The sequence below is a fragment of the Streptomyces sp. NPDC079141 genome (assembly GCF_040686775.1).
Lineage (GTDB): Bacteria > Actinomycetota > Actinomycetes > Streptomycetales > Streptomycetaceae > Streptomyces.
Genome location: NZ_JBFBLP010000019.1, coordinates 55990 through 80313, shown reverse-complemented (window position 1 = coordinate 80313; position 24324 = coordinate 55990). Strand labels below are relative to the sequence as shown.

General features: G+C 71.9%; 23 protein-coding genes. 11 read left to right on the top strand and 12 right to left on the bottom strand.

The genetic code is table 11. The features are described from left to right. The first annotated feature begins 116 nt into the window (after positions 1 to 116). The 3 genes from AB0Q90_RS35640 to AB0Q90_RS35630 are packed head-to-tail and all read left to right on the top strand — an operon-like array spanning position 117 to position 2592. Entirely contained in the window at positions 117 to 1247 is a 1131-nt protein-coding gene (locus tag AB0Q90_RS35640) for an ABC transporter ATP-binding protein (RefSeq protein WP_363163104.1), read from the top strand. Continuing rightward, the gene (locus AB0Q90_RS35635; RefSeq protein WP_363163105.1) at positions 1244 to 1930 is read left to right on the top strand and encodes an ABC transporter permease subunit; all 687 of its coding nucleotides are present in this window, start codon (positions 1244 to 1246) and stop codon (positions 1928 to 1930) included. Before AB0Q90_RS35640 ends, AB0Q90_RS35635 begins: the two co-directional genes overlap by 4 nt. Then, positions 1927 to 2592 (top strand): ABC transporter permease, encoded by a 666-nt coding sequence (locus AB0Q90_RS35630; protein WP_363163106.1) that lies wholly within the window; start codon positions 1927 to 1929, stop codon positions 2590 to 2592. Before AB0Q90_RS35635 ends, AB0Q90_RS35630 begins: the two co-directional genes overlap by 4 nt. Before the next feature lie 2 nt (positions 2593 to 2594). Here AB0Q90_RS35630 and AB0Q90_RS35625 read toward each other — a convergent pair whose 3' ends face one another. The 4 genes from AB0Q90_RS35625 to AB0Q90_RS35610 are packed head-to-tail and all read right to left on the bottom strand — an operon-like array spanning position 2595 to position 6768. Continuing rightward, entirely contained in the window at positions 2595 to 3212 is a 618-nt protein-coding gene (locus AB0Q90_RS35625; protein WP_363163107.1) for an ATP/GTP-binding protein, read from the bottom strand. Beyond that, a complete protein-coding gene (locus AB0Q90_RS35620; protein ID WP_363163108.1) occupies positions 3160 to 3576 on the bottom strand; it encodes a DUF742 domain-containing protein in 417 nt (138 codons plus the stop codon). The genes AB0Q90_RS35625 and AB0Q90_RS35620 overlap by 53 nt, the downstream gene beginning before the upstream one ends. A 28-nt stretch (positions 3577 to 3604) precedes the next feature. Continuing rightward, a complete protein-coding gene (locus tag AB0Q90_RS35615) occupies positions 3605 to 4081 on the bottom strand; it encodes a roadblock/LC7 domain-containing protein (protein ID WP_363163109.1) in 477 nt (158 codons plus the stop codon). Next, on the bottom strand, positions 4078 to 6768 hold the full coding sequence (locus tag AB0Q90_RS35610; protein WP_363163110.1) for an ATP-binding protein: 2691 nt from the start codon (positions 6766 to 6768) through the stop codon (positions 4078 to 4080). Before AB0Q90_RS35610 ends, AB0Q90_RS35615 begins: the two co-directional genes overlap by 4 nt. 213 nt (positions 6769 to 6981) lie before the next feature. On the opposite strand from AB0Q90_RS35610, the gene AB0Q90_RS35605 reads away from it, so the two are divergent. Beyond that, positions 6982 to 7917 carry an ABC transporter substrate-binding protein gene (locus AB0Q90_RS35605; RefSeq protein ID WP_363163111.1) on the top strand — a complete coding sequence of 312 codons (936 nt, stop codon included), beginning with the start codon at positions 6982 to 6984 and terminating at the stop codon, positions 7915 to 7917. 204 nt (positions 7918 to 8121) lie between these two features. Beyond that, on the top strand, positions 8122 to 9777 hold the full coding sequence (locus AB0Q90_RS35600) for a helix-turn-helix domain-containing protein (RefSeq protein WP_363163112.1): 1656 nt from the start codon (positions 8122 to 8124) through the stop codon (positions 9775 to 9777). 65 nt (positions 9778 to 9842) lie between these two features. On the opposite strand, the gene AB0Q90_RS35595 is transcribed toward AB0Q90_RS35600, so the two are convergent. Together AB0Q90_RS35595 and AB0Q90_RS35590 are read right to left on the bottom strand one after the other, a co-directional pair. Further along, a complete protein-coding gene (locus AB0Q90_RS35595) occupies positions 9843 to 10274 on the bottom strand; it encodes a DUF6114 domain-containing protein (RefSeq protein ID WP_363163166.1) in 432 nt (143 codons plus the stop codon). Then, positions 10271 to 10912 (bottom strand): DUF6230 family protein, encoded by a 642-nt coding sequence (locus tag AB0Q90_RS35590; protein ID WP_363163113.1) that lies wholly within the window; start codon positions 10910 to 10912, stop codon positions 10271 to 10273. The genes AB0Q90_RS35595 and AB0Q90_RS35590 overlap by 4 nt, the downstream gene beginning before the upstream one ends. Before the next feature lie 450 nt (positions 10913 to 11362). Here AB0Q90_RS35590 and AB0Q90_RS35585 point away from each other — a divergent pair, with 450 nt between their 5' ends. Then, on the top strand, positions 11363 to 12016 hold the full coding sequence (locus AB0Q90_RS35585) for a Tat pathway signal sequence domain protein (RefSeq protein WP_363163114.1): 654 nt from the start codon (positions 11363 to 11365) through the stop codon (positions 12014 to 12016). Positions 12017 to 12034: 18 nt separating this feature from the next. On the opposite strand, the gene AB0Q90_RS35580 is transcribed toward AB0Q90_RS35585, so the two are convergent. Next, a complete protein-coding gene (locus tag AB0Q90_RS35580) occupies positions 12035 to 12952 on the bottom strand; it encodes a lytic polysaccharide monooxygenase (RefSeq protein WP_363163115.1) in 918 nt (305 codons plus the stop codon). Between the two features lie 352 nt (positions 12953 to 13304). On the opposite strand from AB0Q90_RS35580, the gene AB0Q90_RS35575 reads away from it, so the two are divergent. Further along, complete coding sequence (locus tag AB0Q90_RS35575) at positions 13305 to 15104, top strand: S8 family serine peptidase (protein WP_363163116.1); 1800 nt, start codon at positions 13305 to 13307, stop codon at positions 15102 to 15104. A 63-nt stretch (positions 15105 to 15167) separates the two neighbouring features. Here the strand turns inward: AB0Q90_RS35575 and AB0Q90_RS35570 are convergent, their stop codons facing one another. Beyond that, positions 15168 to 16013 (bottom strand): NAD(P)H-binding protein, encoded by an 846-nt coding sequence (locus tag AB0Q90_RS35570; RefSeq protein ID WP_363163117.1) that lies wholly within the window; start codon positions 16011 to 16013, stop codon positions 15168 to 15170. Beyond that, positions 16010 to 16657: a ScbR family autoregulator-binding transcription factor gene (locus AB0Q90_RS35565; RefSeq protein ID WP_363163118.1), complete on the bottom strand. Its 648-nt coding sequence runs from the start codon at positions 16655 to 16657 to the stop codon at positions 16010 to 16012. The genes AB0Q90_RS35570 and AB0Q90_RS35565 overlap by 4 nt, the downstream gene beginning before the upstream one ends. A 178-nt stretch (positions 16658 to 16835) precedes the next feature. Here AB0Q90_RS35565 and AB0Q90_RS35560 point away from each other — a divergent pair, with 178 nt between their 5' ends. The 4 genes from AB0Q90_RS35560 (at position 16836) to AB0Q90_RS35545 (ending at position 20883) form a co-directional block, all read left to right on the top strand. Then, positions 16836 to 17750, top strand: a complete 915-nt coding sequence (locus AB0Q90_RS35560) for a ScbA/BarX family gamma-butyrolactone biosynthesis protein (RefSeq protein ID WP_363163119.1) — start codon at positions 16836 to 16838, stop codon at positions 17748 to 17750. 70 nt (positions 17751 to 17820) lie between these two features. Further along, complete coding sequence (locus tag AB0Q90_RS35555) at positions 17821 to 18468, top strand: ScbR family autoregulator-binding transcription factor (RefSeq protein ID WP_363163120.1); 648 nt, start codon at positions 17821 to 17823, stop codon at positions 18466 to 18468. Positions 18469 to 18504: 36 nt separating this feature from the next. Continuing rightward, positions 18505 to 19683 (top strand): damage-control phosphatase ARMT1 family protein, encoded by a 1179-nt coding sequence (locus AB0Q90_RS35550; protein ID WP_363163121.1) that lies wholly within the window; start codon positions 18505 to 18507, stop codon positions 19681 to 19683. A 60-nt stretch (positions 19684 to 19743) separates the two neighbouring features. After that, positions 19744 to 20883, top strand: coding sequence for a penicillin-binding transpeptidase domain-containing protein (locus AB0Q90_RS35545; protein ID WP_363163122.1), 1140 nt, complete (start codon positions 19744 to 19746; stop codon positions 20881 to 20883). Positions 20884 to 20886: 3 nt separating this feature from the next. On the opposite strand, the gene AB0Q90_RS35540 is transcribed toward AB0Q90_RS35545, so the two are convergent. From AB0Q90_RS35540 to AB0Q90_RS35530, 3 genes are read right to left on the bottom strand one after another with little or no spacing between them, the layout of a single operon-like run. Next, positions 20887 to 22149 carry a cytochrome P450 gene (locus AB0Q90_RS35540; RefSeq protein ID WP_363163123.1) on the bottom strand — a complete coding sequence of 421 codons (1263 nt, stop codon included), beginning with the start codon at positions 22147 to 22149 and terminating at the stop codon, positions 20887 to 20889. Next, positions 22146 to 22934 carry an alpha/beta hydrolase gene (locus AB0Q90_RS35535; protein WP_363163124.1) on the bottom strand — a complete coding sequence of 263 codons (789 nt, stop codon included), beginning with the start codon at positions 22932 to 22934 and terminating at the stop codon, positions 22146 to 22148. The genes AB0Q90_RS35540 and AB0Q90_RS35535 overlap by 4 nt, the downstream gene beginning before the upstream one ends. Before the next feature lie 45 nt (positions 22935 to 22979). Next, positions 22980 to 24218, bottom strand: coding sequence for an endonuclease/exonuclease/phosphatase family protein (locus AB0Q90_RS35530; RefSeq protein WP_363163125.1), 1239 nt, complete (start codon positions 24216 to 24218; stop codon positions 22980 to 22982). Positions 24219 to 24324: the final 106 nt, after the last annotated feature.

Below are 24324 nucleotides of genomic sequence, written 5' to 3'. Positions count from 1 at the left end.
GCCACGCATCCGCCAAGGCGCCGCAACACAACCGGTCTAGACTCTCCCCGCAACGGCCCGCTCAACCCCGGCCGGAAGCGGGCGAATTCAGCCAGACCCGAAGGGTATTCGGCGTTTTGATACGGATAGATTCAGTCACCAAGCGGTACCCGGACGGCACGGTGGCGGTCGACCGGCTGTCGCTGGAGATACCCGATCGCTCCATTACCGTCCTCGTCGGCCCCTCGGGCTGCGGCAAGACGACGACGCTGCGCATGATCAACCGGATGGTCGAGCCCAGCGAGGGCACCATCCTCCTCGACGGCAAGGACATCCAGCAGCAGCCCGTCAACACCCTGCGCAGATCGATGGGTTACGTCATCCAGAACGCCGGGCTCTTCCAGCACCGCACGATCCTGGACAACATCGCCACCGTGCCCCGCCTGCTGGGCTGGGGCAAGGAGAAGTCCCGGGCCCGGGCCCGCGAGCTGATGGAGCGGGTCGGCCTCGACGGCTCCCTCGCCAAGCGGTACCCCTACCAGCTCTCCGGCGGACAGCAGCAGCGCGTCGGCGTGGCCCGGGCGCTCGCCGCCGACCCGCCGGTGCTGCTCATGGACGAGCCGTTCTCCGCCGTCGACCCGATCGTGCGCAAGGGCCTCCAGGACGAACTCCTGCGCATCCAGGCCGAGTTGGGCAAGACCATCGTCTTCGTCACCCACGACATCGACGAGGCCGTCAAGCTGGGCACGATGGTCGCCGTGATGCGCACCGGCGGACATCTCGCCCAGTTCGCGCCACCCGCCGAACTGCTGACGAACCCCGCCGACTCCTTCGTGGAGGACTTCCTCGGCGCCGACCGCGGCATCCGGCGGCTCTCCTTCTTCTCCTCCGCGGGGCTGGAGCTGCTCACCGCGCCGGTCGTCGCGATCGACGCCACCGCCGAGCAGATCGCCGCCCGCGACACGGCCGACGCCCCCTACCTCCTCGTCACCGACCTGGACGGCAAGCCCCTCGGCTGGACCGAACCCCGAGACCTGACCCCCGGCGAGGTCCGCACCGACCAACTCCTGCCGTACGGACGCCCGTTCGTCGCGGGAACGGACTCGCTGCGGGCCGCGCTCGACTGCGCCGTACTCTCACCCACCGGCTGGGCCGTCGCCGTGGACGGCGAGGGCCGGGCGGCCGGAGTGGTCTCGCAGCAGACCATCGGCGAGGCGATCCGCGGCGCCCACGAGAACAGCGCCCGGACGGAGAAGGTCGCGCCATGAGCGAGTTCTTCGACATGCCCAGCGACCTCCAGAACAGCTACCTGGGCCTGGTCGTCCTGCACTTGCGCGAGGCGCTGATCCCGGTGCTGGTGGGCCTGCTCCTCTCCCTGCCCATCGCCCAACTCTGCGTGCGCCTGCGCTGGTTGTACCCGCCCGTGCTGTGGGTGACGACCGTCCTGTACGCGGTCCCCTCGCTCGCCTTCTTCGTCGTCCTCATCGACTACACCGGCCTGAGCGAGCTCACGGTGATGATCCCGCTGGCCGTCTACAGCCTGGTCGTGCTGGTCCCGGCGATCGTGGACGGCGTGCGCTCGGTGCCGCAGGAGACGCTGGCCGCCGCCACCGCCATGGGCTTCGGGCCCGTACGCCGCTATCTCCAGGTCCAGTTGCCGATCGCCGCACCCGCGATCATCGCCGGGCTGCGGGTGGCGTCGGTGTCGAGCATCTCCCTCGTCAGCGTCGGCATGCTGATCGGCAACCAGGGAGCCCTCGGCAACCTGCTCAACAGCGGCATGATCTACAACCAGCCGCGTCTGGTGTGGCTCTCCGTCCTCGGCACGGCCGTCCTCGCCATGCTCGTGGACGCCGCACTGATCGGCGTACGGCTGCTGCTGACGCCCTGGATGCCCCGCGGCACCGGCAGGAGCGCACGCACGCTCGTCCTGAAGGAGACCGCCCGGTGAACGTGCTGAACCACATCGGCGCCTTCTTCAGCGACGGCGCCCACTGGACGGGCTACGACGGCATCCCCACCCGTCTCGCCGAGCACCTCGGCTACACCCTGATGGCCCTCGGCATCGCCGCGGCCGTCGGCCTCCCGATCGGCCTGCTCACCGGCCACACCGGCCGCGGCGGCAACACCCTCGCCCTCATCGCCACGGCGGGCCGGGCGCTGCCCAGCTTCGGCCTGATGGTTCTGATGTTCGTGCTGCTGGGCCTGGGTATGGCCCCGGTCATGATCCCCCTGGTGGTGCTGGCGATCCCCCCGATCCTCGTCACGACGTACGAGGCGATGCGCTCGGTGGACCCGGCCCCGGTCGACGCCGCACGGGGCATGGGCATGGCCGAGCCGGAGGTCCTGTTCCGGGTCGAACTCCCGGTGGCGCTGCCCCTGATCCTCAGCGGCCTGCGCTCGGCGGCCATCCAGATCGTCTCGACGGCCACGATCGCCGCCTACGTCAGCTTCGGCGGCCTGGGCCGCTACATCGTCGACGGCCTGTACCAGCGGGACTACGAGAAAGTGGTCGGCGGAGCGACGCTGGTGGCGGCGATGGCGCTGGCGACGCTGGGGCTGTTCTGGGGGGTGGCAAGGCTGACGGTGTCGCGTGGCGTACGACAGACCTGACGTCACCCTTCGGTGCGGGCCAACGCCAACTCCAGGACGACCAGCAGAGCGTCCCGCACCGATCCCCGCTCCCGCGCGTCGAACACCACGACCGGCACCCCGTCGCTCACGTCCAGCGCCCACCGCACCTCGTCCAGCGCGTGCTCCACCTTCCCGTCGAACGCGTTCACCGCCACCGCGAACGGGATCTCCCGGTGCTCGAAGTAGTCGACGGCCGCATAACAGTCGTCGAGCCGCCGCGTGTCGACGATGACGAGTCCGCCCACCGCCCCCTCGACGATGTCGTCCCACATGAACCCGAACCGCTCCTGCCCGGGCGTACCGAACAGATACAGCTTCAGCGTCGGGTCGATGGTGAGACACCCGAAGTCCATGGCGACCGTGGTCGTCGTCTTCCGAGGTGTGTGCGTGAGGTCGTCCACCCCCGCCGCGACCTCCGTGATCGCGGCCTCCGTGGTCAGCGGCGTGATCTCGGAGATCGCCCCGACGGCCGTGGTCTTGCCCACGCCGAACCCACCCGCGATCACCATCTTCACCGGCAGCGGAGGTCGTACGGCGGCGGCCGGTTCAGTCAGTGTCACGGAGTACCCCCCGGGAGTCGGGGATGGCGCGCAGGCCATCGATCACTCTTCGCAGTACGGATGAGTCGTGGACGACATCGGCGTTCGGCACGTACACCGCCAGCCGCCCCTCGGCCCGCAGGTCCTCGGCGAGGACGCGGACCACGTTGAGGTGCAGCCGCAGCCGGGCCGCGATCTCCGCGATGGACTGGGGCTGCCGGCAGGCGGCGACGATGTCGTGCTGTTCGAAGGAGAGCCGGTCGAGCGCGTCGAGCCCCTCGGCGGTGGCCACCACCTGGGTCTCGACGGGCATCGTCCGGCCGGAGGCGCTGGGCGCCACCCGGCCGGCGGTGACCAGGAACGGCCGTACGGCGGGGGCGGGGCCGACCGGGTCGGGGCCCGGGGGTGTGGTGCCGTCCGCCATGGAGTTCGTACCGTCCTTCTCGGCCCGGTCAGCGGGCCGACGCGGCGCCGACGCTGTTCTTCAGTTCGAGGACGAGCTGGGGGCTGAGCGCGGCACCGGCACGGTTGGCGAACAGCGTCATCTCGTAGGCGATGTTGCCCAGCTTGGCCTCCTTGTCGGTGACCACGCCGAGGACGGCGCCGCTGCCGATCGCGGAGACCAGCACATGGCCGCCCTCCAGGTCGATGATGACCTTGTTGAGGCCGCCGAGGCCGTAGTTGCCGGAGGCGCCGGCGGCGAGGCTGGTGATGCCGGAGACGATCGCGGCCAGCCGCTCCGAGTCGGCGTGCTCCCGCAGTTCGGACACCGCGATGAGCAGCCCGTCGGAGGAGACGGCGATGGCGTCGACGACGCCCGCCGTCTCGGTCGCGAAGCGATTCAAGAGCCAGGTGAAGTCGGCCGCGGCGGCCTTGAGTTCGGCCGCGGTGGTGCCTCCGGCCGGCGTGTCACCTGTCGACGTACTCACTGCTCCGCTCCTTCCGGGAGGTGGTTCTGGTCGTGCTTGTCGGGGGTCGTGGACCGGGTGGTCCCGGGGATCGGGGTCTCACCGGTGGTGCTGTCGCGGTGCGCGCGTTCCACCGCGGCCTCGAACTCCTCCAGCGCGGACCGTACGGCGTCCGCGTCGGCGGGGTGAGCGGTCGGGCGTACGGCGGGCCGGGCGCCGGAGTGCTCGGCGGCCCGCAGGGTCGCCCCCCGGACGCGCCGACGGAGCGGCCGGGCACCACCCGGGGTTTCGGCGGGAGCCTCGGGGGAGGCGTCGGCGCGCGTCCCGGCAGGGGCCTCCGGCCGGTCGGCACGGGCATGGTCGGCGGACGGGTCCTCGGCCGCCGCCTCGTGCCGGGGAACCCGGCGGGGGAGCGGACTCTGTTCGTTGCCCGCCACCGCCACGGCCGGCAGCGGCCCGCCCCCGGTGGCGGACGAGCCCGTCGGCGTGTCCGCCGCGGTGTCCGCTGCCACCGTCGGCGGGGCGTGCTCCGCGGCGTCCGCCGCCATGACCGGTAGCTGACCGTCCGCGTCGGCGGACGAGACCCGTGGCGCGCCCGCTGCCAGGGCCGGCAGCTGACCGTCCGCGTCGGCGGACGAGACCCGCGGAGCGCCCGCCGCCACGGTCGGCCGCGGACCGCCCGCGTCGGTGGACGCACCTACCGGAGAGGCGTCCGGCGCGGCACCCACGGCCGCGTCCGGCGCCGGCGCCAGCAGCAGTGTCGACGGTACGGACACCTCCGCCGTCACGCCGCCGCCCGGTGTCCGGGTCAGGGTCACGCCGATGTCCCAGCGGCGCGCCAGCGTGCCGACCACGAACAGGCCGAGCACCTTCGTCGGCACCACGTCGAGGCGTTCGCGGCGGATCAGCCGGGCGTTCTCCTCGGCGAGCCGCTCGGTGCTCATACCGAGACCGTGGTCGGAGATCACGATCAGCGCGGCGGCGTCGTCCCCGCTGCCCACCGTCACCTCGACGGGGCTGCCCGCGGGGGAGAACGACACGGCGTTCTCCAGGAGTTCGGCCACCATCAGCGTCAGGTCGCCGATGACATCGGGTTCCACCACGGCCTCGGAACGCGCGTGCAGCCGTACCCGCTGGAAACCCTCGATCTGGCCGAGCGCGGCCCGGACGACGTTGGTGAGGGCGAGCGGGCCGGAGTCGAGGGCCGACTCGCGGATGCCGGCCAGCAGCATCAGGCTGTCGGCGTTGCGGCGCAGCCGGACCGCGATGTGGTCGATGCTGTAGAGGCGCTCCAGCAGGGCCGGGTCCGTCTCACCGCGCTCGACCGCGTCGATCAGGGCAAGTTGACGTGTCGTCAGATTGCTGACGCGGCGGCCGACGTTGCCGAACATCTCCGCGACGTTGCGCCGGCTGAGCACCTGGCGTTCCAGCAGCGCGGCCGCGGTGGTCTGCACGCGGTTGAACGCCTCGGCGAGGTCGCCGATCTCGTCGCGCGCGGTGACCGGCATCTCCCGCAGCCGCGGCGGCCCGTCGTCCTCGGCGTCGTCGTCGGCCACCCGGGCCAGCTCGCGGCCGGCGATGTCGGCGACCTCCCGGGCGGCGCCGGTCAGAGCCTGCACCGGGCCCACCACCGAGCGGCGGACCGCCACCGACAGCGCGAGCCAGAGGGCGAAGCCGAGCAGGGCCAGGCCCAGCAGCAGGCCCGCCCGCCAGGCGGCGTCGGTGGAGGACTCGTCGGCGCGGTCGGCGATCTGGTCGATCAGGGAGGCGGTGATGCCGAGCCGGACCTCCGCCTGCTCCCGGTAGACGGGGTACGACTCAAGGGCCGCCTCGAACGCCTCGCTGATCTCGGCGGGGGAGTCGGCCTGGAGCGAGCTGGGGTCGATCTGGAGCTCGGCGTACTGGCGGCCGATGGTGGCCTGCGGCGAGCTGTGCTCGATGCCGTGCAGCTCCTCGGCCTGATCCGCCGTGGCGAACCGGGCGAAGCGGTCGGCCTGGTAGGTGTACACCTCGTAGGAGCCGACCGCGCCGATGAACTCGATCAGGGCGTTGGAGTCACCGGTCGCCGCGGAGAACACGCCGGTCTCGAAGGCGCTGTGGGCGGCGTCGGCCCGCAGCAGGGAGTCCAGCAGGTTGCCGGTGAAGGTGGCCGCGAGGGCGGCGTTGCGGTCGAGGCCGAGGCCGTCGATGACGCCCTTGGCCGCGCTCGCGTACGCGGGGTCGATGTTGTCGGCGGGCAGATAGCCCTGCTCGATGGTGTCGCGCAGACTGCCGAGGGCGCTGATCTCCCGCAGGGCCCGCGCCTCGGTGTCCGGCAGCCGGTCGCCGAAGGTCTCGCGGACCTTGATGACCTGGGAGTCCACCGCGGTCTGCGCCTTGTCGTAGGCGGCCGTGGAGGGCCGGGTGTCGCCGTCGGCCGCTTCGTGGCGCACGGAGAGCAGGATGGCCTGCTGGTGCTCGGCCTCCACCCGGTCCACCAGCGTGGCGACTTCGGCGCTGGCCCGGACCAGCCGGGCCGCGTCCGACGCGGAGGAGGACTGCCCGAGCTGGTCGGTGATCAGGTAGGCGAGCAGGACGGCGACCACCGTGAGCGGGACGCCGACCAGGACGTTGAGCTTGCGCCGGAAGGGCCAGCGGTCGGTGAGGCGCCGTATGCCGGGAGGGGAATCGTCTGTCGCGGTGGACGTGTCCACCTCTTTCGTGGACACCTTTCCTCCTCGAAGTGATCGGGCACCTGGCGTCAACTGCGGGGAGACTATCGCCTCTTGAGTCATACGTCTTCACATGCGATCACAACTGACTACTCATTGAGGCCAATCGGTGACCCGGATTCACTTGACTGATCAAGAAGCCGCTGGATTGGATCAGTTCAAGAACTGGAGATCTACCGTCATCCAACCTCCGAGTCCGGATCGGGAATCGTGACTTCTACCGCTTCACGCAGCAGGTCCATCATCGTGCTCGCCGCCACCGCGGCCCTGCTCGCGGGATGTGGCTCCTCCGACGACGAGTCCGACAACCCGCTGACGGAGGACAAGGCGAGCGGCGACACCGTCGTCGTCGGCTCCAACAACTTCGCCGAGTCCATCCTGCTCGCCGACATCTACGGCGAGGCCCTGAAGGCCAAGGGCATCAAGGTCAGTTACAAGCCCAACATCGGCAGCCGCGAGACCACTTACGGCCTGCTGAAGAACGGCTCCATCACGGTCCTGCCCGAGTACAACGGCTCGCTGCTGGCGTATCTGGACCCGAAGGCCGCGCAGGAGTCGGCCGACGCCGTGAACGCCGCGGCCAAGACCAAGCTGGACGCCAAGCTGACGCTGCTGGAGTCCTCGCCCGCCGAGGACAAGGACTCCGTGAGCCTCAACGCGGAGACCGCGAAGAAGTACAGCCTCACCTCCGAGTCCACGCTCGCCGACCTCAAGGACATCGCGCCCGAGATGGTCATCGGCGGCTCGCCGGAGTTCCAGACCCGGCAGCAGGGCCTGGTGGGCCTGAAGGACGTCTACGGCCTGGAGTTCAAGTCCTTCAAGGCGCTCGACGCGGGCGGCCCGCTGACCACGGCGGCGCTGGCGAAGAACACCGTGCAGGCCGCGGACATCTTCACCACGGACCCGAACATCACCAAGGAGAAGTTCGTCGTCCTCCAGGACCCGGAGAACCTCTTCGGCTACGCGAACGTGACCCCGCTGGTCTACAAGTCGGGCCTGTCCCAGGAAGGCGTCGACGCGCTCAACGCGGTCTCCGCCAAGCTCGACACCGAGACCCTGCTGGACCTGGACTCCCAGGTGCAGCTGGAGAACAAGGACCCGCTCGACGTCGCCAAGGCCTGGCTGAAGTCGGCCGGCCTGGACTGAGGCCCGCACACCGACCGCGTCGGCCGCTGATCCCCCGGGCCGGCAGCCGACGCGGAAGGTCGCGTCCCGCTGTTCGGTGCCCGTGGAGACGGGGTCGAACAGGGGCGTGATGCGTACGCGCCAATGAGATCGGCCGTGCCGGCCGACTTCCGATCGTTACGCCGCCACCCCGGCGGACACAGGACACCCGCTTAATGTGGTGGTATGCCCCACCACCCCACCGGCCCCGACGTGCCGCGCGCCCCGCTGCGGCGGCTCGCCGACGCGCTCGGCGCCGTCGTGCCCGAGGCTGCCGGGAGCGGCGCCGTCGAGATCACCGAGGTGGTCATCGCCGAGCCCGGCGACCCGCTCGCCGGTCTGCCCGGCGCCCTGGTCCTCGCGGTCGGCGCCCGCGGGGACGACGCCGTGGCTCAGGTGACGGCGGCCGCCGCGGCCGGCGCCGCCGCCGTAGCCGTACGCACCGACGGGGACGAGCTGCCCGAGGCGGTGCGGCAGGCCGCCGAGCGCGCGGGCGTCGCCGTACTGGGCGTCCCGGCCGCACTGCGCTGGGACCAGGTGGCGACACTCGCCCGCGCCGAGCTGGCCGGCGCCCCGGAAGCACCGCGGGGCGATCTGTACTCCCTCGCCCAGACCCTCGCCTCGCTCACCCACGGCCTGGTCAGCATCGAGGACACCGGGCACCGCGTCCTGGCCTACGCCGGGACGCCGGACGACGCCGACGAGATGCGCCGGCGCTCCATCCTGGGGCGCAGCTGTCCCGAGCCGTATCTCGCCCTGCTGCGCGAGTGGGGCGTCTTCCGGCGGCTGCGGGAGAGCGACGAGGTGGTCGACGTCGAGGAGTGGCCCGAGCTGGACGTACGGCGGCGGCTCGCCGTCGGGATCCGTGCCGGGGCGCGGCCGCTGGGCACGATCTGGCTCCAGCAAGGCAGCGGCCCGTTCGCCGACCGCGCGGAGGAGGCGCTGCGCGGCGCCGCCCGGCTGGCCGCGGCCCAGCTCGTCGACCACTACTACCTCGGCGACTCGGGCGGCCGGGTGCGCTCCCGCGAAGACTTCGCGCACGGCCTGCTCACCGGCCGGTTCAACGCCTCGGCGCTCGCCGTCCACCTCGGCATCGTGCCCACCGCGGGCGCCTGCGTCGTCGCCCTCGACCTGCGCGACGACCCGGGCCGCGGCGATGCCGCCTGGCGTGACGCGCGGCTCGCCGAGGCCGCCGAGATGGTCTCCGTGCATGCCGCCGCGTTCCGGCGCAACGCGCTCGTCGCCCAGGCCTGCGGGCAGATCTACGCGATGCTCCCGGAGCCGCCGGGCGGCCAGGATGCCGACAAGGCCCTCCTGCGCTGGGCCACCGACCTGGTCGCCGTGCTCCGCGGCCATCTGCGGACCCCCGTCCAGGCGGTCGTCGCCGGTACGGCCGCCCGACTCGTCGACATCCCGGCGGTGAAGCTGCGCGGCCACCACGGCCTGGAGGTGCTGGCCCGCACGCCCGACCGCATGGCGGAGACGCACGGGCGGCTCACCTCCTCGCTCATGGTCCGCGAGACGCTGGACGTTCTCGCCCGGCACGGCGGCATCCGCCACGAGGGTCTGGAGGCCCTGGTCACCCACGACGCGGCCCACGGCACCGAGACCGCCCGCTCGCTGCTGATGTACCTGGACGCCTTCGGCGAGGTCGGCACCGTCGCGAAGGAGCTGAACGTCCACCCCAACACCCTGCGCTACCGCGTCCGCAAGGCCGCCGGCCTCGCGGGCCTGGACCTCGACGACCCCGAGCACCGGCTGGCGGCGATGATCGGGCTGCGGCTGCGGCTGCTGATGCGCGAGGGGGCGGAGGGGCGCGGCGAGCCGTTCTTCCCGCACTGAGCGCCGTTCTTCCCGCACTGATCGCCCGTGAACGGGATCCGGCGAGACCGGAGGAAGAGCCCGGTTCAGGCGGGCTCCTCCTCCGGTGGCGCAAAGAGGGGCGGCGCGGTCCGGGCCTGCCTCCTGCGCTGCCGCCGGCCGCGGCGCGGCTCCTGGTCCGGGAGCCAGCCGAAGGCGAGGCAGCTGCCCACGACGCCGAGCAGCAGACCCACGAGGAAGCCGCCCAGGTTCGAGGTGAGCCAGGTGCCCAGGGAGAGCAGCACCCCGGTGAGCGAGTAAAAGAGCCGCTGGGCGGGGTTGAAGAGGATCAACAGGCCCAGCAGCAGCATCAGGGCGGGCAGCAGATAGCCGGCCAGGCCCTGCATGCCGATGTGCAGGACGACCTTCAGGGACGCCTTCTCGGTGAACAGGATCTCCGCCCCGCCGAGGGCGAGCAGCAGCCCGCCCCAGAACGGCCGCGCGTGCCGCCAGCGGCGGAAGGACTGTCGCACCGTCAGCAACCCGAGTCGCTGAAGCGGAGTTTGAGGCCCGGCAGCTTGAACACCCCAGCCGTGGTGGCGTAGTTGGTCTGCCGCAGATTGGCGATGCGCACGGTGTCGGCCTGCTGGCTGAACACGCCCTTCGGTCCCTGCACCCCGCCCTTGGTCAGGGTGCTGGCGTCGTTGCCGATCTCGATGTTGTCGAAGGCGGCGTCGCCCGACAGCTCGGTGGAGTCGGTCGCCAGGTCGGTCGCGGTCACCTTCTCCGCCCCGCTGCCCGCGGTGATGAGCAGGTTGGTGCCGCCGAGGTCGACGCTCTGGCACAGCTTGGTGAGGGTCGCGTTCTTGATCACGGAGGTGACGACCAGCACCTGGCCGCCGGTGTCCCCCTCGTTGGGGCTGCCTGGGGCCATGTTGTCCAGGCCGCCGAACTGCTCGAAGCCGGTGCCGTTCAGCTCGGTGGCGGTCACCGTGAACGGCATGCCGGAGATGGCGAACTGCACACCGAGCGCGCCCTCGGCGGTGAGCACCGCGAGGCCTGCGGCGGCCAGGGCGGCGGGCACCGCCATCACGGCGGCCCGGCGGGCACGGACGCGGCCGCGTCTTGCGGGGACTTCGGGGTCCTCGGTGACTTGAGGGGTGGAACCGCTTGCCATGTCAGCTCCCGGATGATCGGGGACGTTGTCCTGGCGCGGACAGCGGCGGGTGGAAGGGCTTTCTCGTACTCCCCAGTAGCCGAGGAAGTTACCCGGGGTTACATTTGGGAGTCAAGAAGCTTGTGAGGAAAGGGTGTTGAATATGTGTCAGCTGTGAGTGGACCTCAACTCCCTTGATTTTCCTTGACGTTGACCGCCACACAGGTCTACAACTCTCACTGACCGCACCCGGATCCGTGGCGCCGGACCGGGCGGCCCTCCCCTCCCGCGGCCCAGTCCGCGTCTCCCCCCGGCACCCGCACGATCGCTTCCCCCCTTGGACCGTGCGTGGCTGCCGCGCTGCCGTCGCCGGTCCGTGACGTACGGAGAAGGCGTCACGGACCGGCGACGGCGCAGGCCGCACCCCCACCTCTGAAATCCCACCCCCCGCTTCGGAGAAGAGGCCCCCGCATGCGCACTCGCACCCTCGTCACCCTCGCCGGCACCGTCGCCGCCCTCACGCTGCCGCTCACCGTGCCCGCCCACGCGGCCGACATCCCCGTCCTCACCACCGGCAGCGTCGCCGGCACGCCCGTCGCCGTCGGGGACGTCCTCACCGCGCCGCTCGCCGCCGGCACCACCGCCACGCTCCACTCCAGCGCGACCGGCACCAGCGGAATCTCCTGCACGTCGTCGCAGTTCACCGCCACCATCACCGACAACCCGGCCGCTCCGGGCACCGCCACCGAGTCGCTCGGCGCGCACACCTTCGACAGCGAAAGCTGCTCCAGCAACGTCGTCGGCGTGCTCGGCGTCAGCGGCATCACGGTCGACAACCTGCCCTACACCACCACCGTCGCCTCCGACGGCACGGTCACCGTCACCCCGGCGAGCGGCTCCACCATCCAGACCACGGTCCGGCTGCGCACCCTGCTGGGCACCATCACCTGCGTCTACCGGGCGCCGAGCCTGACCGGCACGGCGAGCAACGCCGACAACAGCATCACCTTCACCGATCAGCAGTTCACCAAGTTCTCCGGCTCCTCGCTCTGCTTCGCCAACGGCTACTTCACCGCCAAGTACGCCCCGGTGACGGACGGCGACGCGCTGGTCTTCGTCAACTGACCTGCGCAGGCGTGGAGTTCACCTGCGGCGCAGACGCAGGGCCAGGGCGGCGCCCCCGGTGAGCACCAGCACCGTGGCGGCACCGCCCGCCAGCAGGGGCGCAGATGGGCCCGGGTCCGAGGCGGGTGCCGAGGCCACCGGGCTGCTGTCCGGGGACCGCGGGGCCGGGGGCGTCGTCGGGGGAGCGGTCGTACGGGGCTCCTCCGTCTCCTTCGGGGCAGCCGTCCTGCGGCGCTGCTCCGCCGTGGGAGTCGCGCTGCGGTCCGCCGCAGCCGCCGCGCTCCCACTCGCCGGGAACTCCACGTCGGAGCATGAGTAATAGGTGTCCGGCGTGCTGCTGTTCTGCCAGACCGTGTACAGCACATGCCGCCCGCTCCGGTCGGCCGGCAGCGTCGCCCGGATCCGGTACGCGCCGTCCGTCAGCGCCGGGTCCCGTACCTCGGCGAACGGCCGCTCCGGCAGATCGGACCAGGTCAGCGGGCGAGTCGGGGCATAGCCCGGCTTGGTGAGGTACAGCCGGAACGTGCCCGTGTGCGGGATCGTCGAGACGTACGTCATCGTCAGCGCCGCACCCGGCCGCAGCCGTGTCGCCGGCCAGTCGGCGCGGGCCAGGTCCAGGCCCCGGTAGGCGGGCAGTCCGCCGCTGCACAGTTCGCCGTCGGGGACGGTCTGCCGGTCCCGGCCGTTCACGTTCGCGATGCGCAGGTTGTCCCAGGCGGTGAACGGGGCGCCGTTCGCGGCCACGGCCGCCCGGCACGCCGCCGAGCGGGCGGCGCTTTCGCCCTCGGGGGAGCAGGCGTACACCCGGCTGACCGGATCCGTCGGCGCGCCGTGCGCGGCGGCCGGGGACGCGGCCCACACGGCGAGCAGCAAGGGGGCCGCCATGACCGTGGCGCGGCGCGCACGCGTCCGGTGCAGCGGGGAGGTCTGAGGCATCCGGGGTGTCTCCTCGGCCGGTGCGGAAACGGTCTGCTCCCCAGGAGTACGAGCCACCGGCCCGGCGCGTTCACCGCCCGACGGGTCATGCAAAACAGGGCAGAAGCGGTCAACTTGGCGATGTAGAGGGTTGGTTTCCGGCCGGATCGAGGGTTTCCCCTGTATCCGGACGACCTTCCCTTTGCCTATCGTTCGACCACAGCCGACCCGCAGGTAACCCCGAACGGGTCGTCCCCCCGCGCCTGGCCGGCCATCGCACACCGCTTTTCGGTTCACCCCCCTCCGCTTCGAGGACGAAGCGCATCGACCGCCGCTCCGCGCTGCCCGGAGTCGGCCACGAAAGGCAAAGCCCTTGCGTACCTCTCCCTCCGTGCGACGGAAGCTGATATCCGTCGCCGCGGTCTCCGCCGCACTGTTCACGGCCGCGACCGCCACCGTCGCCGTCGCCCAGGAGTCCGCCGCTCCCCAGGAAGCCGCCCCCGCCGCGGCCGCCGCCGAGGCCACCCCCGCCGAGCGGCTCATCGTCGGCTACAAGTCCGGCGCCGCCGAGGCCAAGTCGAACAAGGCCGCCGCCGCCGACGCCGAGACCAAGGGCGAGGAGGCGGGCGAGAACCTCGACTTCCAGCGCCGCCTCGGCACCGGTGCCGCCCTCGTCGACCTGGGCGCCGACCTGACCCGGTCGGACGTCGCCGACGTCATCGCCGAGTACCAGGCCGACCCGCAGGTCGCCTACGTCGTACCGGACCGCCTGAACAAGCCGCTGGCGACCCCCAACGACACCGAGTACACCAAGCAGTGGGACCTGTACGAGGCCACCGCCGGCATGAACGTGCCCGGTGCCTGGGACGTCGCCACCGGCAGCGGCGTGACCGTCGCCGTCATCGACACCGGCTACGTCACCCACTCCGACCTCGGTGCCAATGTCGTCGCGGGCTACGACTTCATCACCGACACCGCGGTCTCCAACGACGGCAACGGCCGTGACAGCAACCCGGCCGACCCGGGCGACTGGACCTCGGACGGCGAGTGCGCCACCGACTGGACGGCCACCACCTCCTCCTGGCACGGCACCCACGTCGCGGGCACCATCGCCGCCCTCACCAACAACAGCAAGGGCGTCGCGGGCGTCGCCCACGGCGCCAAGGTCTCCCCGCTGCGGGTCCTCGGCAAGTGCGGCGGCTACGACTCCGACATCATCGACGCCATCACCTGGGCGTCCGGCGGCACCGTCTCCGGTGTCCCGGCCAACAGCAATGTCGCCAAGGTCATCAACATGAGCCTCGGCGGCAGCGGCACCTGCTCCTCCGCCACCCAGAACGCGATCAACGCCGCCGTGAACCGCGGCACCACGGTCGTCGTCGCGGCGGGCAACTCCAACGCCAACGCGGCCAACTACTCGCCGGCCAGCTGCAACAACGTCATCTCGGTGGCCGCGACCAACCGCGCCGGCTCCCGGTCGTACTACTCCAACTACGGCACGGTCGTCGACATCGCCGCTCCCGGCGGCGAGACCCGCACCACCCAGAGCGGCGGCATCCTGTCCACGCTCAACAGCGGTACCGCGGGCCCGGGTTCCGAGAACTACACCTACTACCAGGGCACCAGCATGGCCGCCCCGCACATCGCGGGCCTGGCCGCGCTGATGAAGTCGGCGAACTCCACGCTGACCCCGGCGCAGATCGAGTCCGCGATCAAGACCAACTCGCGCGCTCTGCCCGGTACTTGCTCCGGCGGTTGCGGCGCGGGTCTCGCGGACGCGGCCAAGACGGTGCAGGCGGTGAGCGGCAGCTCCGGCGGCTCCACGGGGGGCACCACCTTCACCAGCACCTCGGCCGTCGCCATCCCGGACAGCAGCACGATCGAGTCCCCGATCACCGTCTCCGGCCGCAGCGGCAACGCCCCCTCGGCCCTCCAGGTCGGGGTGGACATCACCCACACCTACCGCGGTGACCTGGTCATCGACCTGATCGCGCCGGACGGCACGAGCTTCCGTCTGAAGTCCGCCAGCTCCTCGGACTCCGCGGACAACGTGAACACCACCTACACGGTGAACGCGTCCGCGGAGGTCGCCAACGGCACCTGGAAGCTGCGGGTGCAGGACACGGCGGCGCAGGACACGGGCACGCTCAACAGCTGGAAGCTGACCTTCTAGCGAGGCGTGCGCCTTGAGGCGGGCGGGCCGGCCGGTGCGGATGGGGCATCGGCCGGCCCGCCGTCATGTCCGGAACATCTCCAGGTGGTCGCTCGCCCACGCCCGGTAGCTCCCCGCGGGCCTGCCCAGCAACTCGGCGACGGTCGGGTCCACTTGGGCCTTCGCCCCGGCCCGTGCGCGTGCCGCACTCTCGGCGAGGGCCTCGGCGATCGGCCCGGGGTAGCGGTCGCGCAGCCGGCGCAGCGCCTCCGCCTCGGTCAACTCCTCGAAGGCGAGCGGCCGTTGCAGCAGCTCGCCGAGGATCTCCGTCTGCCGTACGGCGCTGACGGCCTCGGGGCCGGTGAGGGCGTACGCCCGCCCGGCGTGCGCGTCGGGGTCCAGCAGCACCCGCGCCGCCACCTCGGCGATGTCCCGCGGATCGACAGTCGCGTTGACCGCGGTCCCGCCCGACCCCCGTACGACACCCTCCTCGCGGACGGAGCGGGCCCAGCCGAGGGTGTTGGTCATGAAGGCGCGAGGCCGGAGCAGGGTCCCCGACAGGCCCGATGCTTCCAGGAGTTGCTCGTTGCCCCGCTGCCAGGCCGTGATCAGGTCCGTGGCCCCGGGATCGGTGACCGCGAGCGCCGACAGCTTCACCACGTGCGCCACCTCGGCCGCGCGGGCCGCCGCCAGGAAGTTCTCGTCGTGGGCGTGCGTCAGCGGGTTCGCCGTCACCAGCAGGGCGGCCCGTACGCCGGCCAGCGCGTGTCGCAGGCTCGCCGGGTCCTCGAAGTCGGCGGCCACCACCTCGACTTCGGGGTCGCTGATCCGCTCCGGGCGGCGGGTCATCAGACGCAGCGGCACGGTGCCGCGCAGCCGTCCGGCGACCAGCCGTCCGACGGTGCCGGTCGCCCCGGTCAGCAGGATCACCGTTCGGCCTCCGGCATCGAGGCGCGGACGCGGACCCCGCGGTCGGGCCGGGAGTCCAGGCGCACCAGCAGACCCGGCACCGCGACACTCGGCAGAACGTGCGCCCACAGCACGGAGATCCGGTGCGCCAGGTCCTCCCGTCCGCTGAGCGCCCGGGACATCAGCTGAATGCCGGCGAACGCCCCGACCAGCAGCTCCACCGTGTCCCGCGGCTCCACGGCGGGCAGCAACTCACCCTGTTTCCGCGCCTCTTCCATCAGCCCCGTCAGATGCTCCGCCCACAGCCGGAACGGCCCGGAATGATCGACCCCGGGCGGCGCGCACTGGTCCACGGTCAGCCGCACACTGCCCTGGAGCAACGCGTTGTCCAGCAGGCGCTGTCCGAAGACGAACGTGATGTCGACGATCTCCTGGAGTTTGCACGGGTGCGGCGGCACGGCGCCCAGCCCTAGTTGCTCGTCCAGCACAGCCTGGGCGAGCGATTCCTTGGATTGGAAGTGGAAATACAGGGCGCCCTTGGTCACTTCGGCCCGCTCCAGCACCATCGCAATGGTGGTCGAGGTGTAGCCGTGCTCGTCGAAGACCGCCCCCGCGGCTTCCAGGATTGCCCTGCGCGTCCTGATGGCGCGCTCCTGCTTCGCCATAAGAGCCCCTCTGCTGCGCCGAGTCGACCGCGTGGCCGGAAGCGGCCGGGCCGGGTCGGCGCCGATCCCCAGTCACCTGGGTCTCATTGAAAACAAACCGGTCGGCTCGTACTCTAGCGCTCACGGCACGGGCACCTCGCCGTCTGCCACCGCTGTCGCGGGGAACCCAGGGAGGGACATGCCTCAACTGCCGCAACTCGCCGAATTACCGACGGCGTCCGAGGTTCTCACGGCCACCGTGCCGCGCCAACTTGTCCATCGCGCGGCCGTCGCCGAGACCTTCCTCACCGGCTGGCGCCGCACGGGCCCCGACCTGTTCGGGGTGTCCGCGCAGTGGCCGCGGGCACACCAGTTGCACGTCTCGCCGGACCGGTCCGCCTACGAGCCGCTGCTCGTCGCCGAGACCGTCCGCCAGTGCGGCGCACTGCTCGTGCACGCCGAGTACGAGGTGCCGCTGGACCAGCAGTTCGTGCTTCAGGAGCTCCGGGTCACCACGTACCCCGAGCGCCTCGAAGTCGGCACCGTCCCGGCCGAACCCGAGCTCGCCATCGCCGTCTTCGACATCCGCCGCCGTGCGGGCCGCCCGGCCGCGATCCGCTACAACGCGGACGTCCGGCTGGACGGGGTGCGGGTCGCCACCGGCCATGTCGCCGTGTCCTGGATGGGCCCGTCGGTCTACCGCAGGCTGCGCGGCGGCCGTACCCCCGCCACCGTCTCCTCGCTCGCCGTGCCGCCCGCGCTGCCGGCCATCTCCGTCGACCGGGCCCTGCCCGCGGACGTCGTGCTGGCGCCGCCGGACCGGCCCGGGTGCTGGCAGCTGCGAGTCGATACCGAACACCCTGTTTTCTTCGATCATCCCCTCGATCACGTTCCCGGCATGCTGCTGCTGGAGGCCGCCCGCCAGGCCGCCGGGGCCGTGCATGCCGGGCAGCGGGCGCCGGTGTCGTTCCACGCCGCCTTCCATCGGTACGCCGAACTGGACCTGCCCACTTGGATAGAGGCGGAGCCCGGTGTGGGCGGTGAGGTCAAAGTCGTAGGAAGGCAGGTGGAGTCGACGGTCTTCGAATGCCGGGTCGGCACGGTGGCGCGGTGAGCTATCGTGTACGGGCAGTAAAAAACAAACGGCATGACCCGTTCTTTTCCGCCCCAGGAGTATCCAGTCAATGCCGAGGCAGTTACGCGCTGAACAGACCCGCGCGACGATCATCACGGCCGCAGCCGACCTGTTCGACCGCCACGGCTACGAATCGACCAGCCTGAGCGACATCGTCGAGCACGCCCAAGTCACCAAGGGAGCCCTGTACTTCCACTTCGCCGCCAAGGACGACCTGGCCCAGGCGATCATGGAGCTCCAGTCCCGGGCCTCGCGTCAGGTCGCCGGCGAGATGGACGCCCGCGGCTACTCCTCCCTGGAAGCGCTGATGCGCACTACGTTCGGCGTCGCCCGGCTCTCCGTGGAGGGCCCGATTCCACGGGCCGGACTCCGGCTGGCCATCGGCGGAGTCCCCGTCAAGTCCCCACTCCAGCACCCCTTCACGGAGTGGCTGGAGCTCGCCTCGCGCAAGTTCCTCGGCGCGGCCAAGGAGTCCGACGTCCACCCGGACGTGGACATCGACGCCGCGGCCCACTCCTTCGTCTGCTTCTTCGTCGGCACCCGAGTCGTGGGCCGCTCCCTGGAGCCGGTCGCACGGCAGCCCCGCCGGGTGGCCGAGATGTGGCACATCCTGATCCGCGGCCTGGTCCCGGTACCCCGTCGCGCCCGCTACCTCACCCTCGCCACGCAGCTGGAACGCGAGGCGCGGATCGTCTGAGAGCCAGGGCGGACGGTGCGCGATACGGTGAGCCGCATGCCCGACACCCCGCCCGTGATCCTCGGCAATGAACCCGGCTCGTTCCCGCACAGCGTCCTCGCCGAGCGCCACCCGGCCATCATCCGGCAGGTGCGCGAGGCCTTCCCCTACGGGCCCGAGCAGCGGGACGCACTCGACGCCCTGCTCGCGAACTGCACCAAGGGCACGATCGAACCGCTCCCCGCCGACGCCCACGACGCGGACCGCTGGCGGGCCTGGGGAGTGGACACGTACACGGGCCGCCCCTGGTTCGACGTGCCGTGGCTGTGGTCGGAGAGCTACTTCTACCGCCAACTCCTGCACGCCGTGGACCACTTCACCCCCGGCCCCTGGCAGGGCATCGACCCCTTCCGGCCGGCCAAGCTGGCCGAGCTCGACGCCCCCGAGACGGACGAGGAACTGGCCGCCCTCGACGACCTCGCACGGCTGCCCGCCGGCGACCGGGCGCAGGCCCTGCTGCACGGCTCCCTGTGGGGCAACCGCGCCGACCTCGGCTTCCGTCTGTCCGCCGCGCACGGCGCGACCCCGGACGGCACCCCGCCCCTGGTCGCCGACGACAGCGACGCCCTGTGGTCCCTCCTGCCGCCCGCCGCGGGCACGGATGCGCTGCTCTGCCTGATCGCCGACAACGCGGGCCGTGAACTCGTCCCCGACCTGCTGCTGATCGCCCACCTCCTGGACACCGGGCGCATCGGCCGGGCCGTCCTGCACGTCAAGCCGTACCCGTACTACGTCTCCGACGCCACGCCCTCCGACGTGCTCGACGCCCTGCGCAGGCTGCGATCGGCCCGGGGTGCCGCGGCAGCCTACGGCGACGTGCTGTGGACGGCGCTGACCGACGGCCGCCTCACGGTCCGCGCCCACGCCTTCTCCTGCGCGCCGCTGCCGTACGCCCGGATGCCCGAGGACCTGCGTACGGAACTCGCGCAGGCCACCGTCACCGTGCTCAAGGGCGACCTCAACTACCGGCGCCTGGTCGGGGATCACCGGTGGCCGCCGACCACCCCGTTCGCCGATGTCACGGCGTACTTCCCCGGCCCGGTCGCCGCCCTGCGCACCCTGAAGTCCGATGTGATCACGGGACTCGACGCCGGGACGGAGGCCGCCCTGGTCGCCGCCGAGGGACAGCGCTGGCGGACCGGAGGGACGCATGCGCTGATCCAGGTGCGCCGGTGAAGACACTCCGAACGGCCGGGTCCGCGGCGGCAGTTCACCGGGTTCTCTAAGGTGATCTTCATGCGAACGAAGATCAGCGCCGCCTCGATGACGCTCCTCCTGATCACCGGCTGCAGCGGCACGAGCGAGGACCCGCGGCCGGCCCCCTCGTCCTCGGCCGAAAAGGGACTCGGCGACATCGTCGTCGACGGCAAGGCCGTCACCGGGAGCAAACCGAGCGGCAACAAGAAGATCCCGTATCAACGCACCTACACGGACGGCGCGTTGTACGCACCGATAACGGGCTACCGCTCCCTGGCCTACGGCACGTCCGGGCTGGAGGCGATCTACGAGTCCGAACTGACCGAAGCGGTGGGCGACGTGACCACCACCATCGAACCGGCAGCCCAGAAAGCGGCGTTCACTGCGCTCGGCGCAGACAAGGGGGCGGCGGTCGTCCTCGACGCGACGAACGGCGACATCCTCGCCATGGTGAGCACCCCCTCGTACGACCCGGGCGCGTTCGCCACGAACGACCCCGGGTCCAAGGCGGCCTGGGAGAAGGCCACCGGGGACGAGCGCGAGCCGATGCTCAATCGCGCCCTGCGCGAGGCGACCGACCCCGGTGGCACATTCGGCGTCGTGATCGCGGCCGCCGCCCTGGAGCACGGTCTGTACACGTCGGTCGACGAGGCCACCCGCGGGGGCCGGGGCAGGTGCGCGGGCGCCACCCTCCGCGAGGCGCTCACCGAGTCCTGCGACGACGCCCTCGCCGCCGTCGCCGACGAACTCGGGCCGGACAAGGTCGGCGAGACGGCCCGGCAGCTCGGCTTCGGGGAGGCGGAGGCGGCCGTGCCGATCCGGGCCGCGGAGAGCACCTACGAGGACGGCGCCGCCAGCGCCACGCCGCTGCAGATGGCCAGGGTCGCCGCGGCACTCGCCGACGAGGGACGGCTGGCCGCCCCCCGGCTGGTGCGGGAGGCGGAGGAGCCGAGCCCGAAGGTCGTGTCCGTGTACACCGCCGAGTCGCTGCTGCCGCTCCTGCGCACGACGCTCCAGTGGTCGCCCGCCGAGGCGGCGGACGGCGCCGCCCTGTCCTGGTCCCTGACCACCGCCCGCACCACGGACGGCCGGACGCTCGCCGTCGCCGCCCGCGTCGAGAGCGACGACGCCGGCCTGGCGACCCGGATCACCGACCGGATCGCCGAGGCGGTGTCCTGAGCCTCATGTCACCCGCACCGGCAGCGACTTGATCCCGTTGATGAAGTTCGACACCAGCCGACCGGCCGGTCCCGCGGGCCGCAGAACCGGAAACGTCCGCAGCATCTCCTGGTGCAGCAGCCGCAGTTGCAGGCGGGCGAAGTGCGCGCCCAGGCAGACGTGCGGGCCGTCGCCGAAGGAGACGTGCGGGTTCGGATTGCGGGACAGGGTCAGCCGGTCCGGAGCCGGGAAGGCCCGCTCGTCGCGGTTGGCGGAGGCGTGGAAGACGACCACCTTGTCCCCGGCGCGGATCCGCCGTCCGGCCAGCTCGGTGTCGCACCCGGCGGTACGCCTGAAGCTCAGCACGGGCGGATGCCAGCGCAGCAACTCCTCCACCGCGTGCCCCGGTTCGGCCTTGCCCGCGCGCAGCCGCTCCTGCGCCTGCGGGTGCTCGGCGAGGGCCAGCAGGCCGCCCGGGGCCGCGCTGCGCACGGTGTCGTTGCCGGCGACGGTGAGCAGGAAGAAGAACATCTCCAGCTCGTCGCGGGTGAGCTCGGCGTCGTGCGCGAGCGTGGTCATCACGTCGTCGGCCGGATAGCGCCGCTTGAACGACGCCAGCTGCTGGGCGTAGTCGAACATGTCCCGCAGCAGCGCGGGCGAGCGCGGATTGACCGGCCGGCCCGCCCGGTCCAGCACCGGGGGACCGGCCTCGTCCGGGTCCTGGTAGCCGATGACCCGCTGCGTCCAGTTCAGCAGCAGCCCGCGGTCCCGCTCCGGCACCCCGAGCAGATCGGTGAGGTTGAGCAGGGCGTAGTCGTCGGTGACGGCGGCGACGAGGTCCACGGTGCCGTCCGCCGCCCGGGCCGTCTCCAGCGCCTGCGCGCACAGGGTCCGGGCCCGCCGCTCGGCGATCACGGTGAACCGCTCCAGCCGGCCCGGGGTGAACGCCCGGCTCACCAGCCGTCGCAACCGGCCGTGCTGCGGCGGATCCTGATTGAGCATCATGCGCCGGATGAACGGCAGGTCCGCCGGATCCGGATCCCGGATCTGCGTGGCACCGATGTACGAGGAGTACGTCGACGAATCCTTGAGCACCCGCACGACATCCGCGTGCCGGGTCACCGCCCAGAACCCGGGCCCGGCCGGCCAGCCCAGCACCTCCGGCTCCTCCTGCCACGCCACCGGATGGTGGTCACGCAGGACTCGGTAGGCGTCGTACGGCACGGCCGTCCCGTACTGGCGTGGATCGAAGACGTCGGGGACCGGCGGGGACGGACTGACGGTCACGCCGGTCCGCCCTTGCCGTCGGCGGCCCGCAGGAAGTCCTCCACCACGCGGACGACGTCCAGCGGGGTCTCGTCCATGCCGTAGTGGCCGGCGGCGCTCAACTCCCGTACCTCGCCGAGTGGATACCAGCACTGCCAGGTGTCCCGCAGCAGCGCGGCGGACAGCGCCGGGTCCAGGCGGCCCGCGACGGCCAGCGCGGGCACCCGTACGCCCTCCACCTCGGTGTGGAAGTCCTCCCCGGCCCAGGAGTCCAGCCAGGCCCGGAACGCCTTCTGGTCGCTGACCGCGAGGGAGCGGGCCACCATGCGGTCGAGCCAGGCGGCGGGGCGGTGGCCGCCGGTGGTGAAGTCGATGATCGCGCGGCGGTTCTCCGGCTTGTGCGCCGCGTCCGCGAACAGGTCCCACTGGTCGCCCGGCAGCGGCAGCCCCGAGGCGGGCACCGGCGAGACCCCGACGATCCGGCGCAGCCGCTCGGGGGCCAGCGCCAGCAGCCGCTGGGCCACCGACCCGCCCATCGAATGCCCCACCACCGAGAAGCGATCCCAGCCGAGCCGGTCGGCCAGCTCCAGCAGATCCTGCGCCGCCTCCGTCGTCGTGTACGCGCCTACGGCGTCCTTCGCCTCGCCGTAGCCGCGCAGATCGACCACGGCGTAGGCGAAGGACGTGACGTCGAGGTCCGGCAGGACGCTCGCGTACGCGGACCGGTCGGCGAACCAGCCGTGCACCGCGAACACCTTGTGGGCACCGTCGCCGTGCAGCTCATGAGGGAGCGTGAAGGAGGTCATGCGACCACGGTGGACCGAGGACGGGGGCTCGGCAAGGGCATGCGGTCACCCGACGTGTACGTCCTGCCACACCAGCCGGTGGTCCGACGTCGGCTGCGCCGCCCCGCCGCCCACGAGCCGGTACAGCGGATCGTCCGAGGCAGGCCAGAACACCCCGTTCGCGCCGGGGACCAGTCCCCGGGACGGAATGACATGGTCGACCCGGAGATTGCCGGGCGCGGTGTCGTTGAAGTCCGAGGTGTCGTACGCCGGGTCGCCGGTGTGCGAGGCGTTGGCGCCGCCCTGGAGCCGCGCCGCCTCGACGCCGCCCGCGCTGGCCGGGGGAGTGCCGGGCAGCCGTACCGCCGGGTGGTCCAGCAGTTGCCGTACGGCGTGGTCGTAGCTGTCGCCGTCGTACGGATCGGCGTTGAGGTCGCCCGCGAGCACGAACCGGGCGCCGGGCCGCAGTCCGCCGCGCACGCCCCGGTCGTCGTACAGATAGGCGCTGCGCCGCGGGCCGCCGATGTAATCGGCCCACAGCCGGATCTCGTCGTGGTTGCGGCGGCCGTTGCGGTCCTCGGGCCCGTCGAAGGTGGGCGGCGTCGGATGCGACACCAGGAAGTGCACGCGCGCGTGCCCGATGCACACCGGCACGTCCCAGTGGCTCTTGGAGGACAGCCGGAAGACCGCCGTCGCCTCGTCGCTGTAGTAGCCCGGGGGCATGACATGGCCCGGCATGTCCTTCCACAGGAAACGCTGGAAGGTGCGCACCGCGCGCGTGTCGATCGGGTACTTCGAGTAGACGGCCATGCCGTACTGTCCCGGGAACCAGCCGTACCCGAAGGCGTCCTGCGCGTACGCGTCCGAACCGGGCGTCGTCACCGCGCCGTTGCGACCGTCGAAGTCGATGCCGGAGGCCACGCCCGTGTTGACGGGGGCGGTGAAACGGTGGCGGTAGCGGACCGGTTCGGCGCCGCGCTGCCCTACGGCCAGGTAGTTGTCGTGGAACAGCCGGACCGCGGCGCCGCCCGCGACGTGGTCGAACTCGTTGACCAGCAGCACGTCCGGGTCGACCCGTTGGATCGTCTCGGCGACATTGCGCGCCTGTTCGTTGTCCGGCGTGGACAGGTCCGTGACGAGCGCGCCCTCGGTCGCCCGGTTGAGGGAGGCGTTGAAGGTGGCGAACCGGACGGTACGGCCCTGTCGTTCGGCCGCCGCGGCCTGCCCGGCGGTGGCGCCGGCCAGCGCCGCCCCGGCGAGCGAGGCGAGCGCGGTGCGGCGGGAGAGAGGTCTGGGGTGGTTCATCGGGACTCCGGTGAGGGAGGGGACGAGAACCTCCGTAGTCTGCGCGCGTAGAGGTGAACGCCACAAGGGCCCGGCAGGATCCAGGGGTTCATGCCCGATTCACGCG